Annotated in this window: 10 protein-coding genes; 4 read left to right on the top strand and 6 right to left on the bottom strand. The window is 69.4% G+C overall.

The window, feature by feature from the left end; translation table 11 throughout:
- Positions 1-29: 29 nt before the first annotated feature.
- Positions 30-944, bottom strand: coding sequence for an alpha/beta hydrolase family protein (locus DPV79_RS14855; protein ID WP_165843514.1), 915 nt, complete (start codon positions 942-944; stop codon positions 30-32).
- 163 nt (positions 945-1,107) lie between these two features.
- Positions 1,108-3,357, bottom strand: a complete 2,250-nt coding sequence (locus tag DPV79_RS14850) for a TonB-dependent siderophore receptor (protein WP_244321751.1) — start codon at positions 3,355-3,357, stop codon at positions 1,108-1,110.
- A 302-nt stretch (positions 3,358-3,659) separates the two neighbouring features.
- Between DPV79_RS14850 and DPV79_RS14845 the strand changes: the two genes are divergently transcribed.
- Entirely contained in the window at positions 3,660-4,367 is a 708-nt protein-coding gene (locus DPV79_RS14845) for a FadR/GntR family transcriptional regulator (RefSeq protein WP_059685921.1), read from the top strand.
- 24 nt (positions 4,368-4,391) lie between these two features.
- Here DPV79_RS14845 and DPV79_RS14840 read toward each other — a convergent pair whose 3' ends face one another.
- The 4 genes from DPV79_RS14840 to DPV79_RS14825 all read right to left on the bottom strand — a co-directional run bounded on the left by DPV79_RS14840 (position 4,392) and on the right by DPV79_RS14825 (position 8,559).
- Positions 4,392-5,414, bottom strand: coding sequence for a methyltransferase (locus tag DPV79_RS14840; protein WP_113045739.1), 1,023 nt, complete (start codon positions 5,412-5,414; stop codon positions 4,392-4,394).
- A 77-nt stretch (positions 5,415-5,491) separates the two neighbouring features.
- Complete coding sequence (locus DPV79_RS14835; RefSeq protein ID WP_021164176.1) at positions 5,492-6,592, bottom strand: 3-dehydroquinate synthase II family protein; 1,101 nt, start codon at positions 6,590-6,592, stop codon at positions 5,492-5,494.
- A 49-nt stretch (positions 6,593-6,641) separates the two neighbouring features.
- Positions 6,642-7,706 (bottom strand): 3-dehydroquinate synthase II family protein, encoded by a 1,065-nt coding sequence (locus DPV79_RS14830; RefSeq protein ID WP_113045738.1) that lies wholly within the window; start codon positions 7,704-7,706, stop codon positions 6,642-6,644.
- A 52-nt stretch (positions 7,707-7,758) separates the two neighbouring features.
- Positions 7,759-8,559, bottom strand: coding sequence for a 2-amino-3,7-dideoxy-D-threo-hept-6-ulosonate synthase (locus DPV79_RS14825; RefSeq protein ID WP_081052608.1), 801 nt, complete (start codon positions 8,557-8,559; stop codon positions 7,759-7,761).
- A 273-nt stretch (positions 8,560-8,832) separates the two neighbouring features.
- Between DPV79_RS14825 and DPV79_RS14820 the strand changes: the two genes are divergently transcribed.
- The 3 genes from DPV79_RS14820 (at position 8,833) to DPV79_RS14810 (ending at position 11,749) form a co-directional block, all read left to right on the top strand.
- Positions 8,833-9,891, top strand: coding sequence for an LLM class flavin-dependent oxidoreductase (locus tag DPV79_RS14820; protein WP_021164280.1), 1,059 nt, complete (start codon positions 8,833-8,835; stop codon positions 9,889-9,891).
- A gap of 40 nt (positions 9,892-9,931) precedes the next feature.
- Positions 9,932-11,158 (top strand): FAD-dependent monooxygenase, encoded by a 1,227-nt coding sequence (locus DPV79_RS14815; RefSeq protein ID WP_113045737.1) that lies wholly within the window; start codon positions 9,932-9,934, stop codon positions 11,156-11,158.
- A gap of 66 nt (positions 11,159-11,224) precedes the next feature.
- The gene (locus tag DPV79_RS14810) at positions 11,225-11,749 is read left to right on the top strand and encodes a flavin reductase family protein (RefSeq protein ID WP_060082626.1); all 525 of its coding nucleotides are present in this window, start codon (positions 11,225-11,227) and stop codon (positions 11,747-11,749) included.
- The last annotated feature ends 176 nt before the right edge of the window (positions 11,750-11,925 follow it).

The raw sequence follows: 11,925 nt of genomic DNA, 5'->3' as shown, positions 1-11,925 counted from the left end.
CCCCCGGCCCAAACCGATCCCCCACCCCCCTACTTCATCGCGACAAGCGGCTCGACAAACGCCTCGAAATGCGGCAACCAGATCGGGATCGCGTCCTTGACCGCGAACATCCCGTGGCCGTTCTTGCCGAACGGCGGCTCGACGATCATCTGCCCGTGCCCGCCGGCCGCCTGAAACGCGGCAAACCACGTCGCCACGACTTCCGGCGCGAAATACTTGTCGTTCTGCACGTAGTGCCACAGCACCGGCACGCGCGTCGTGCTCGCGAAATGCCCGATCGTGTCGGCCATCTGCTGCGGATCGCACGGCATGCCCGGATGCGTCGTCGGATTGCCCCCACGCCCGCCCGAGAAGTTCACCACCGCGACCACGCCCTGCGGCGCGTAGCTTGCCGCCGCCAGCGACGCGAAGCCGCCCGCCGATTGCCCGACCAGCACGACGCGGCTTCGATCCACCTGCGGCAAGGTCTGCGCATAGCGCACGGCCGCAAGCACATCGCGCGCGGCCTGCTGGCCGGCAGCGAGGTAATCGGGATGCCGGCACGCCCCCGCATCCTCTTCGTCGACACCGCCCGTCGCACCGTACCCGCGGCGGATCGGCACGATGACCGCGAAACCGTGCTGTACGAACGTCCGGATCTGCGGCAACGCGCGGTAGCGTCCCACCTTCGGCCGTGCGCGCGGATCGGGCGGGCTGCCGTGACTCAGCACGATCAGCGGAAAAGGCCCGGGGCCGTCCGGCATGTATGTCGTGGCAACGATGTCGCGTGTGCGCCCTCCTTCGTCGACCGGCACCTTGACGACGGTTTCATGCAGATCGGGGGCAATGGCGGTGTCTTCGCCCGCCGTCGCCGCGCAGCCGGCGACGGAAGCGATCAACACGCCCGGGATCAGTACCCGGCACAGGGGGATGGCGATGCGGTTTCGACGAACGACGATGCTCATGGGCAATCTCTCCACGAATCCAGGGATGACGGGCGAGGCTGTGGCGATGCGTACCGCGAAGGCGACAGTGTATCCGTGCGGCGCCGCGACCGGGCCGGCCGCATGCGTACAGCCCGCACCGGCCGCACACCCGGCACCGGCATCCTGATCGTCACCCGCCCCGTCACCACTGATAACTGACATCCCCCGTCACCGACAGCCGCGTGCCGTAGAAGCACCCTCCCGCCGAAAAACACGACGACACATAAGTCCGGTCGAACAGGTTGTTCACGTGCGCCGCGACGCGCCACCCCTTCCACGCCGGCCGCTCGACACCCAGGTCGTACGACAGCCCGAGATCGAAGAGCACGACGGCCGGCACGTCGAACGTATTGACGTTGTCGCCCGCGCTGCGCCCGACATAGCGCATGCCGCCGCCCACCCTCAGCCCGCGCAGCCCCGGCCGGTCGACCGCGTAGTCGAGCCACAGCGACGCCAGATGGCGCGGCACCGCCGCCACGCGCTTGCCGACGACGGCCGCGTCCGTATCGGCCTGCACCGTCGTGTCGAGATACGTGTACGCGGCGATCACGTCCAGTTGCTTCCAGACGCGCGACCGCCCTTCCAGTTCGATCCCGCGCGAGCGCACCTCGCCCGTCTGCACGTTGAAGAACGGATGCTCGGGATCGGCGGTCAGCACATTGCGCTGGCGAATGTCGAACGCGGCGATCGACGCGTTCTGCAACCGGTCCGGCGACTGGTAGCGCAGCCCGACCTCAAACTGCTTCGCCTTCGTCGGCGTGAACGGCTGGCCGTCGAAGCGCGTGCCGAGCGCCGGCTCGAACGACGTCGAATAGCTCAGGTACGGCGCAAAGCCGCTGTCGAACAGATAAACGGCGCCCGCGCGCCCGGTGAACGCACGCGTGCTCTGCCGCACGCTCGCGGAGCGCAGCAGGTCGTCGGTCGTCGTGCGCGACCATTCCTCGCGCCCGCCGAGCGTGAAGACCCAGCGATCCCAGCGCACCTGGTCCTGCAGGTAGACGCCGATCCGGTCGGGTGTCTGGCGCGTCTGCTGCCCGATCGGCGGCGCCGCGAACGGCTGCCCGTAATCGGGCGCACGCGTATCGAGCGGCGGCGCCGCGCCGAACCCCGACCCGACGAGGTTCGCCACCGCATGCTCGTACGACAGCCCGGCCAGCACCGTATGCTCGACCGGCCCCGTCATCACGCGCATCTCCGCCTGGTTGTCGAGCGCGAGATGGTTCACGTGCTCGCGCGACCACGACAGCGAACGGTTCAGCACGCCCGGCGCCAGGTAGGGCGCGACGAAATTGACGGCCGCGCCCGCGAAGTCGACGTCGAGATGCGTATAGCGCACGTTCTGCCGGACTTTCCACGTCGAATCGAAACGATGCTCGAACGCGTAGCCGATCATCGCCTGCGTGCGGTCGTACGTGTCGAAGCCGGGCAGCCCCGGATAGAAGCGCGTCGGTATCCGCCGGCCCGCGTCGGGCCACAGCGTGCCGAGGGCCGGCAGCCAGCCCGCGAAGTTGTTGTGCGGATCGCGCTGGAACGAACCCAGCAGCGTGACACTCGTATCGGCGTTCGGCTGCCACGTCAGCGACGGCGCGACGACGATCCGCTGCTGCCGCGAATAGTCGATCTGCTCGTCCGCGCGGCGCGCGAGGCCGTCGATCCGGTAGCGCCACGTGCCGTCCTGCGTCACGGGCCCGCTGAAATCGAACGCGAGTTGCCCGCGATCGCGGTTGCCGGTCTGCACGGCGAGCAGGTGCTGCGCGTCGCGCGTCGGCCGCTTGCTGACCATGTCGACGATACCGCCGGGGCTCGCCTGCCCGTACAGCACCGACGCCGGGCCGCGCAAGACGTCGATGCGTTCGAGCGTCCACGGATCGACGACGCTCGCGGCCCAGTTCACGCCTTTCGGCAGCGGCAGGCCGTCGAGCATCTGCGGATTGATCGCCGCCGCCGCGAAACCGCCGAAGCCGCGCAGGAACACGCTCTCGAGCACGCCGCCGGGGCGCGAGTCCGCGTACGTGCCCGGCGTGTAGCGCAGGCTGTCGCCGACGCTGTGCACGTCCTGCCGGTCCATCTGCTCGCGCGTGACGACCGACAGGCCCTGCGGCACCTCGACGATCGCCGTGTCGGTCTTGGTGCCCGCGCGCGACACGTCGGCCGCGATGCCGTTCACGGGGCCGACGCCCGTCTCGCGCCGCCCGTCGACGACGATCGGCGCGAGCAGCGGCGCATCCGCGGGCTCGCCCGCGTCCGGCGCATCTTGCGCGGCAGCCGAAGCGGCGATCGGCATCGTCGCCGCGCAGGCCAGTACGGCCGCCCAGCCCGGCACGCGCCGCAACGCCGCGCACGGCAACGGAAATCCAGGCCGCGCATCGCGGCCGATGTGTGATCGATTCATGTCGGGTTATCCGGAAAGCGGAGACGGGCGTCGGCGAATACGTCGCGCCCTTGGGTACGGAGACGGGCCGCTCTTGCAACGGCGACCTCGACTGAACAGCGAATGCGAATCATTTACGCCGACGCGACGCGGGTAAATGCCGGTGGACGCAATCGACGAATGTGCGGCATGCATCGATCGGCCGCAGGTTTATTCGTCTGACGTTAACAAAATGTCACGTTTGAATGTCGTTATCCTGAACGACCAAATGAATGATCGGATGATAGGATAGCGACACCCTCAAGTTTCAAGCGACACACTTAATGTCAAGCCTGCCCCCGGCCACCCGACACTCGCTCGTCGATTCCGCGATCGAGATCCTCAAATCCAATATCACTTCCGGCATCTGGCGCGTCGGCCAGCGCATTCCGACCGAGCTCGATCTCGCGAAGCAGCTCGAAGTCGGGCGCAACACGGTGCGCGAGGCGGTTCGCACGCTCGCGTATTCCGGCGTGCTCGAAGTGCGCCAGGGCGACGGCACCTATGTGCGCCGCAACGTCGATCCGGCCGAAACGATGCGCAACGTCGATCGTGCCGCGCGCAGCGACCATCTCGAACTGCAATGCATGCTCGAAACGGAATGCGCGCGCTACGCGGCGCGCCGGCGCACCGACGAGGATCTCGCGACGCTGCGCAAGCTGCTGAAGGCGCGCGGCGAGCGCGAAGCGTCGCGCGACGTGAAGAAGTTCGTCGAGCGCGACCGCGCGTTTCACATCGCCGTGGCCGCCGCCTCGCACAATCACGCGCTCGAAGCGCTGTATCGCTATTTCTCGGGCTCGATCCTCGCGAACGTGGAAGACATCCTCGTCGAACTCGACGAGGCCGAGATCCCCGAGCCGGACATGCGGGCGCACCAGGCGGTGCTCGATGCGATCGAACAGCGCGACGAAAACAAGGCGGTGCGCGCGACGCTCGCGATCCTCAAGCCGCAGATGACCTGGCTCGAGACGCGCGAGGCGCCCGCCGCCTGACGGGCCCGGTACGCCCGCTACGCGCTACGCCGCGACGGCCTCGATCACGTCGATCTGCCCGTCCGGCGCGGAGCGGAACCCCACGGGCCGCCAGCCGGCGGCGGCGAGCAGCGCGTCGTATTCGTCCCGCGTGCGCTCGCGGCCGCTGCCCCAGCACATCATGTGGATGTCGTAGAGCTTCGAGAAATGCGCGACGCCCGGCGCCGGCACGACCCGCTCGATCACGAACACGCGCGCGCCGTCACGGGCGCTTTCGCGTGCCCGCCTGAGGATCGCCACGCATTCGTCGTCGTTCCAGTCGTGCAGGATCAGCTTCAGCAGGTAGACGTCGGCGGCCGGCACCGCGTCGAACATATTGCCGCCCGCCTTGCTGCAGCGCGCGCTCACGCCCATCCGCTGCGCCCAGTCGTCCGCGTCGCCGTCGATCACCTCCGGCAGGTCGAACACGACACCGGTCAGCGCGCCGAACCGCCGCAGCAGGCTGCACAGCATGTGCCCCTGGCCGCCGCCGATGTCGCACGCATGCGTGCCCGGCGCGAACGTGACGTCGCGCAGCGCATCGACGACCTGTTCCGACTGCACGGTCGAGAAGCTCGACATCGCGCGCTTGAAATCGCTTCGGTAACGTTCGTGATCCTTCGCATAGTCGAACGCCATCGCGCCGAACTCGCGGACGAAACCGTTCTGCTTCCCCTCGCGCACCATGTCGGGCAGGTGCGCCCAGATCGCGTAGTGCTCGGGGCCCTCCTGCAACAGCACGAAATCGCGCAACGTACTCGCGGCGTCCGCGTGCAGCAGCGCGCCCGACGCGGTGGCCCGGAAGCCGCGCCGCGGGTCCTCGTCGAGCAGCCCGAGCGCGGCGAGCGCACGCAGCAGCCGGTACAGCAGCGGTTCGTCGACGTCGAGCGTCGCCGCGAGCGCGGCCGACGAAACCGGTGCATCCGTGGTGACCGCATCGAACACGCCGAGCCGCGTGCCCGCATACAGGATCCGGCTGCGCCACCGCCCGAACAGCGTATCCAGCACCTGTTTTGCCGCATTTTCCATAAAGCACTCCTGAACAGGGTTCGACCGCGCCGGCACGTGATGTACCGGGCGATCGCATCGTCAACGAAGCAGGCGGATCACTGCTCGTGCAGGAATTCCCGGATCGGGTAGCCGACATGGCGCTGCGCATCGAGCGTATAACCGAGGATGCGGTCGCCGCGCTTGAGCTCCGTGATGTTGTGCACGCTGCCTTTCGGCCCGAGCACGCGCACGTGCCAGTCGTCCTGCGCAATGATGTTGATCGCGCGATTCGCGGCATTCTTCGCCTCGATCAGCAGCAGCGGCCGCGTCTCGACCTTCGCGCGCCCGACCACGACGCGGCGTGCCTTGCCCTGCACGTTGACGGCCAGGATCTCCGCGCCCGATTCGAGCTCGGCGAGGTAGCGGGTGCGGTTGTCCGGCGCGACGACATACGAATGGAGCGCGGCCGCGTTCACGCGGAACGGGCGCGTCGGCATGTACGGCAGCGGGTGCGTCTCGCTGCTGATCAGGATCATGCCGGTCGAATACGAGCCCACGAGGATGCCCTCGTCCTGCTCGAAGCGCGAGCAGGTGTCGACGCAGACGCGCTCGCCCGGCCCCAGGTGCGTGAGCCCGACGATCTCGATTTCCTCGAGCTGCAGATCCTCGACCGTGTCGCTGCAGATCGACACGAGCTGCGTGGCCTGCCCGACCTGCGTCGGCGTGAGCAGCACGCCTTCGGGGCCGCGCTGCAGCACGTTCAGCGTCACTTCGGCATCCTCCAGGTCGGCGACGACGGTGATCAGCTCGCCCGCCGCGCGATCGGCGGCCGCCAGCAGGATCTCGAGCGGGATCTTGCTCGGGTCCTGCAGGAATTCGACGAGCAGCCACGGCGTGGACACCGACAGCTCGCACGCGCGCGTGAGCGTCGCCTCGCCCGTCACTTCGATGAACACGCCGAGCTCGACGCCGTCCGGCACCGCGAAATCGACCGGCAGTCCATCCTTCACGAGGACGATCTGCACCTGCTCGAGCAGCGCGGCATCGGCCGGCTGCCGATCGACGACCGCGACCTTGCACGCGCTCGGCGGCAGCCGCCCGGCCTGCTCCGCATCCTTCACGACGAATGCGGACACGCCGACATGCAGCGCTTCCTCGGTGATCTCGTCCGCGAGCTCGCCGATGTTGCGCAGGTCAATCCAGGAAAGCTTCTTCAAGGCCAATCTCCTTCGAAGGGGATAAAGCAGGTTGAATGACAGGGTGAAACTAGCGACTGACGGCAACGGCCGAACGCGACGCGGCGGCCCGCATCCGGCAATCCACCCAGCCGGCGCCCGGCTCGTAGCCGGCCAGCCGGACGCCGGGCGCGACATCGGCGAGCCCGACGGCCGTGCCGCCGTCGGTCCGGAACCGCACCGCGCGGTCGCCGCGCAGCACGACACGCGTGCTCGTGCCGGATGCACTGCGCGTGTGCAACGCGACGAGCGGCGCGGATTCGATCCGCACGCGGCCGACCACGATCGCGCGCGTGTCGCCCGCCGCGCCGACCGTCAGGATCCTCTCGCCCGAACGCAGCAGCGAAAGCTGGCGCGCGCGGTCGCCGCCGCAGAACACGAACGATTCGGCCGAGCCCGCGTCGATGCCGAACACGAGCGGCCGGCCCGGCGGGTGCGCGGCGCCGGCCGCGACGACGAGCAGCATGCTGGTCGCGCTCGCGCCGGCCAGCACGCACTCTTCGCCGTCGAGCTGCGAACAGCCGTCGATCACCGCATGCAGGCCGACGCCGAGCGGCTCGACGCGCTGCACCTCGAATGCCTTCAGCTTCAGCGGCTCGCGCGAGCGCAGCTCGCCGCACGCGGCCAGCACGCCGCGCAACGCGGCCGCATCGCGCGGTGCGAACGCGATGTCGACCGGCGACTGCGCATGCTTGCGCGCGAGGTAGGCCGCGCCGTGCGGATCGGCGAGCGACACGACGATGCGGCACGCGGCGTCGCGGACACCCTCGAGCAGGCGCTCGAGCGGCATCGTGGTCGCGAGCGTGTAGTCGAGCAGGACGAACGCGTGCCGCGCGATCGCGGCGCGCGCGGCATCGAAATCGGCCGCGCCGTCGATCCTTACGCGAACGCCCGCGAGCGGCGCATGCGCGTCGTCGACCAGCGTCGCGACGCCCGCCGTCGAAACGGTCAATAGCGCCGCCGCGCCGGCCGCGCACGGTTCGCGACCGGCCTCGGCCACCACGACGCGGCGCGCGCCGGCCCTCGCCGCGTCGGCCGCGACGGCGCCTGCCTGCGCGCCGAGCGCGCGCAGGTCGATCCACGGATAGCGATGCATGGAAACCCTCGATGGTCGAAAAAGACCGGGTACGACGGCCCGGCGCAGCGGATCAGGCGGCCAGGTGCGCGGCGCGCCGCTCGACGCCGTGCACCGCGTCCGACAGGCGGCGGATCAGCGGGGCGGCCTTCGGCGCGGCGAACACGTTGCGGCCGGCCGCGATGCCGAGCGCGCCCGCGTTCATCACCCGCGACGTGAACGCGACGAACTCGTCTTCGGGCAGCTTCGCGCCGCCCGCGACCAGCACCGGCAGCGACGAACCGGCGATGATGTCGGCCATGCTCGCGGCGTCGCCGCTGTACGGCAGCTTGACGATGTCGGCGCCGAGATCCGCCGCGACGTTCGCCGCATGCGCGATCAGTTCGGCCTGCGGACGATCGCCGAGGCCGGGGCCGCGCGGATAGATCATCGCGAGCAGCGGCAGCGACCAGCGCGCGCATTCGGTCGCGATGCGGCTCAGGTCGAGCAGCTGCTGGGATTCCGTTTTAGAGCCGAGATTCACGTGCACGCTGACCGCGTCCGCGCCGCTCGCCAGCGCGTCCTCGACGTTCGCGAACAGCGTCTTCGCGTTCGCGTCCTCCGCGTAGCGCGTGCAACCGTTCAGGTGCACGACGAGCGCGAGATCGCTCAGCACGTCGGGCGCCAGGAAGCGCGCACGGCCCCGATGCACGACGATCGCGTCGCCGCCGTGCGCGGCGATGTCGCCAACCAGTTGCCGCAACTGCTGCGGATGGGCGATCGGCCCGTCCGCGAGCGAATGATCGAGCGGCACCATCAGACACTTGCCCGACGCGGCACGCACCACCCGCCGCATCCTGAGCGCCTTGCCAGAAACCGATAGAAGAGCGTTCATCCGTGATTCCTCGCCAGAAATGGAAAGGCCGGCCCGTTCGACTTCAGCCTGCCCCCGGGGTGCCCGTTTGCGGGCGGAACTGGAGCGACAACCGAGCAACGCTTGCAGCAAATCTTGCGACGTGTAAGACTTGCATAGACCCAATCATCCTATGATTGGATCATCCTTGCAAGTGCCTTGCGAGCGATCCTGTTTCCCGACCGGGGGACGCATTCGTCGCGGCATCGCTTCCCCTTTGCAGACAACGGCAGCACATCAACCCGTGAGGTGTCTATGAAGTTCGGCGTGTCCTTCCTGCCCGATACCGGCCCGGCCGACCGCCCGGCGGCCGACTATTACGCCCAGGCGCTGAAGCTCAGCGCGCTGTCCGAGCGGCTCGGCTACACGTACGTGAAGATGACCGAGCACTACCTGAAGCCGTACGGCGGCTACAGTCCGTCGCCGCTGATGTTCCTCGCGGCCGTGGCCGCGCAGACGAAGTCGATCCGCCTGATGACGGGCGGCATCCAGGCGTCGTTCCATCATCCGATCCAGCTCGCGGCCGAAGCCGCGCAGCTCGACGCGATCTCGAACGGGCGGCTCGAGCTGGGCTTCGCGCGCGCCTTCCTGCCTTACGAATTCGACGCATTCGGCATCGATCTCGATTCGAGCAAGACGCGCTTCCAGCAGACGATCGACGCGACGGTGCGGCTCCTCGCCGAGGAATCGGCCAGCGAGGACACCCCGTTCTTCCGCTACCGCGACGCGCAATCGCTGCCGCGCCCGACGCAGCAGCCGCGGCCGCCGGTGTGGGTCGCGGCGCTGCTCACGCCGTCCAGCTTCGAGTGGATCGGCGAACGCGGCTTCAACCTGCTGATGGCCGCGCCGCCGCGCAAGGCCGCGCTCGCGAAGACACAGGAGATGGTGGCGCTCTATCGCGACACGTTCGAGCGCCATCACGGCCACACCGGCCGCAAGCCGCAGGTCGCGATCAGCATCCCGCTGATGATCGGCACGTCGGACGCGCATGCGCTGGCACTCGCGGAGCCGCGCCTGCGTCATCACTGGCGCAATTTCGCGGAAGCGGCGAAGTCGTGGGAGCAGGTGCAGTCGCCGGCCTACCAGGGCTACAACGAAGCGATGAAGAACAAGATGGGCGGCATGGACACGGCCGACCTCGACGCAACCGCCGTGCTCGGCACGCCCGACACCGTGCGCCAGCGCATTCGCGCGCTCGAGGCCGACCTCGGCCTCGACGCGATCCTGTGGCACATCGACTACGGCGCGCAGCCCTACGAACTGATGAGCAACAACCTGGAGGTGTTCGCCCGCGACGTGCTGCCGGGACTATGACGCCATGCCGATTCCTTCCGGATCCACCACGAGCTCGCCCATGACACCGTCCCTGTCACTCGACACGATCGTCGTCGGCGCCGGCATCGGCGGCCTCGCCGCCGCGCTCGCGCTGCGGCGCGCCGGCCATCGGGTCACCGTCCTCGAACAGAGCCGGGCGTTTCGGGAAGTCGGCGCCGGGCTGCAGGTCGTGCCGAACGCGACGCGCGCGCTGCGTGCGCTCGGCGTGCTCGACCGGCAGCGGCTGGCCGCCGTCGCCCCGATCGCGACGATCCGCCGCCGCTGGCAGGACGGCAGCCTGCTCGGCGCCTTCCCGCTCGGCGACGCGGTCGAAGCCGAGTTCAACGCGCCGTACTGGAACGCGCATCGCGCCGACCTGCATGCCGCGCTGCTCGACGCCGTGCGCGACCCGTACACGGCCGGCCCGCCGGTCGCCGTCCTCGGCGGCATCGCGGTGCGCGGCCTCGACGCATACGGGCCGGGCGGCGCGACGCTCGTCGATGCGGCGGGCACGCGCTGGCGCGCGGATCTCGTCGTCGCGGCCGACGGCATTCATTCGACGCTGCGCCACGCGCTGCTCGGCGACGACGCGCCGCACTACAGCGGCGACGACGCGTATCGCGCGCTGATCGACGCCGATGCGATCGACCCGCGCTCGCCCGTGTTCGAGATCGTCAAGGAACCGCAGGTGACGATCTGGCTCGGGCCCGGCCGGCACGCGATCCATTACTGGGTGCGCGACCGCCGGCTGCTGAACCTCGTCGTGATCGTGCCGGGCGACGGCAGCACGCGCGAATCGTGGAGCAGCAAGGGCGACCGCGCGACGCTCGAGGCCGAGCTCGCCGGCTGGGATCCACGCCTCGTCGGGCTGATCCGCTGCGCGTCGCACCTGAGCCGCTGGTCGCTGCACGACCGGCAGCCGCTCACGCGCTGGGTGTGGGACAGCGTGTGCCTGCTCGGCGACGCATGCCACCCGATGCTGCCGTACCAGTCGCAAGGTGCCGCGCAGGCGCTCGAGGACGCGGTCGTGCTCGGCCGGTGCGTGACCGGGCTCGCGTCGAAGGACGCGCTCGGCGCCGCGCTGGTCGAATACCAGCGCCTGCGGATCGACCGCAGCGCGCGGATCCAGCTTGCATCGGCCGGCAACGGCGGCGTATTCCACCTGCCCGACGGCCCCGAGCAGCAGGCGCGCGACGCCGAGCTCAAGTCGCGCCGCGCCGACTTCAAGTCCTATCACTGGACCTGGGCCGACGCGTACCAGCTTTGACGCCCGCCCCGGTGCCGTGCAGCGCGACCCGCGCGGTACCGGGGCTCCTCGCGACAGGACCGCATCATGACGAACACCGTGGACATTGCGCAGCAACTGAAACAGGCGATGCGCGGCGTGGCCGCCACCGTCACGATCGTGACGACCGGCGGCGACGGCGCCGCCGCCGCACCGTGCGCGCTGACCGCCAGCTCGTTCACGTCGGTCGCGCTCGATCCGCCGACCGTGCTGGTGTGCATCAACCGGCGCGCGAGCATTCACGCGTCGATCACCGGCCGCCGGCGCTTCTGCGTGAACGCGCTGCGAAGCTGCCACGTGCCGCTCGCGCTCGCGTGCAGCACGACGGGCTCCGACGCGCGTTTCGCGCACGACGCATGGCGTACCGACGCGGCGACGGGCCTGCCGTACCTCGAGAACGCGCAGACGTCGTTCTTCTGCGACACGCTCGAACAGGTCGAGGTCGGCTCGCATTCGATTCTGGTCGGACGGGTCACACGCGTCGCAATGTCCGCCGACGTGAACCCGCTGATGTACGTGAACGGCGCGTTCGCCGCCGTCCGCTCGCTGCCGTCCGATGCCGGCGGCAGATGACGGGCGCACGTTCCGTTGTTTCGAGCATTCGTTCGCAGGGTTCGCGCCCGGCTCGTTCGCTCAAGAAAACACGCGCCACCCCACCGATGCGTGCGTTACGCGTGATGCCGCACGCAATCGTTGCGTGCGCTGCAGTCACGCTGCGCGCGCACATCACGCACTACCATTGCGCCGCA

This window comes from Burkholderia reimsis (genome assembly GCF_003294055.1).
In the GTDB taxonomy this organism is placed as follows: domain Bacteria; phylum Pseudomonadota; class Gammaproteobacteria; order Burkholderiales; family Burkholderiaceae; genus Burkholderia; species Burkholderia cepacia.
This window is presented reverse-complemented; position numbering and strand designations above follow the sequence as displayed.

What these genes read in the sequence shown, in the direction of transcription:
- DPV79_RS14855 (WP_165843514.1), bottom strand. Translation starts at nt 944, where the DNA reads ATGAGCATCGTCGTTCGTCGAAACCGCATCGCCATCCCCCTGTGCCGG.
- DPV79_RS14845 (WP_059685921.1), top strand. Translation starts at nt 3,660, where the DNA reads ATGTCAAGCCTGCCCCCGGCCACCCGACACTCGCTCGTCGATTCCGCG.
- DPV79_RS14850 (WP_244321751.1), bottom strand. Translation starts at nt 3,357, where the DNA reads ATGAATCGATCACACATCGGCCGCGATGCGCGGCCTGGATTTCCGTTG.
- DPV79_RS14820 (WP_021164280.1), top strand. Translation starts at nt 8,833, where the DNA reads ATGAAGTTCGGCGTGTCCTTCCTGCCCGATACCGGCCCGGCCGACCGC.
- DPV79_RS14825 (WP_081052608.1), bottom strand. Translation starts at nt 8,559, where the DNA reads ATGAACGCTCTTCTATCGGTTTCTGGCAAGGCGCTCAGGATGCGGCGG.
- DPV79_RS14815 (WP_113045737.1), top strand. Translation starts at nt 9,932, where the DNA reads ATGACACCGTCCCTGTCACTCGACACGATCGTCGTCGGCGCCGGCATC.
- DPV79_RS14810 (WP_060082626.1), top strand. Translation starts at nt 11,225, where the DNA reads ATGACGAACACCGTGGACATTGCGCAGCAACTGAAACAGGCGATGCGC.
- DPV79_RS14830 (WP_113045738.1), bottom strand. Translation starts at nt 7,706, where the DNA reads ATGCATCGCTATCCGTGGATCGACCTGCGCGCGCTCGGCGCGCAGGCA.
- DPV79_RS14840 (WP_113045739.1), bottom strand. Translation starts at nt 5,414, where the DNA reads ATGGAAAATGCGGCAAAACAGGTGCTGGATACGCTGTTCGGGCGGTGG.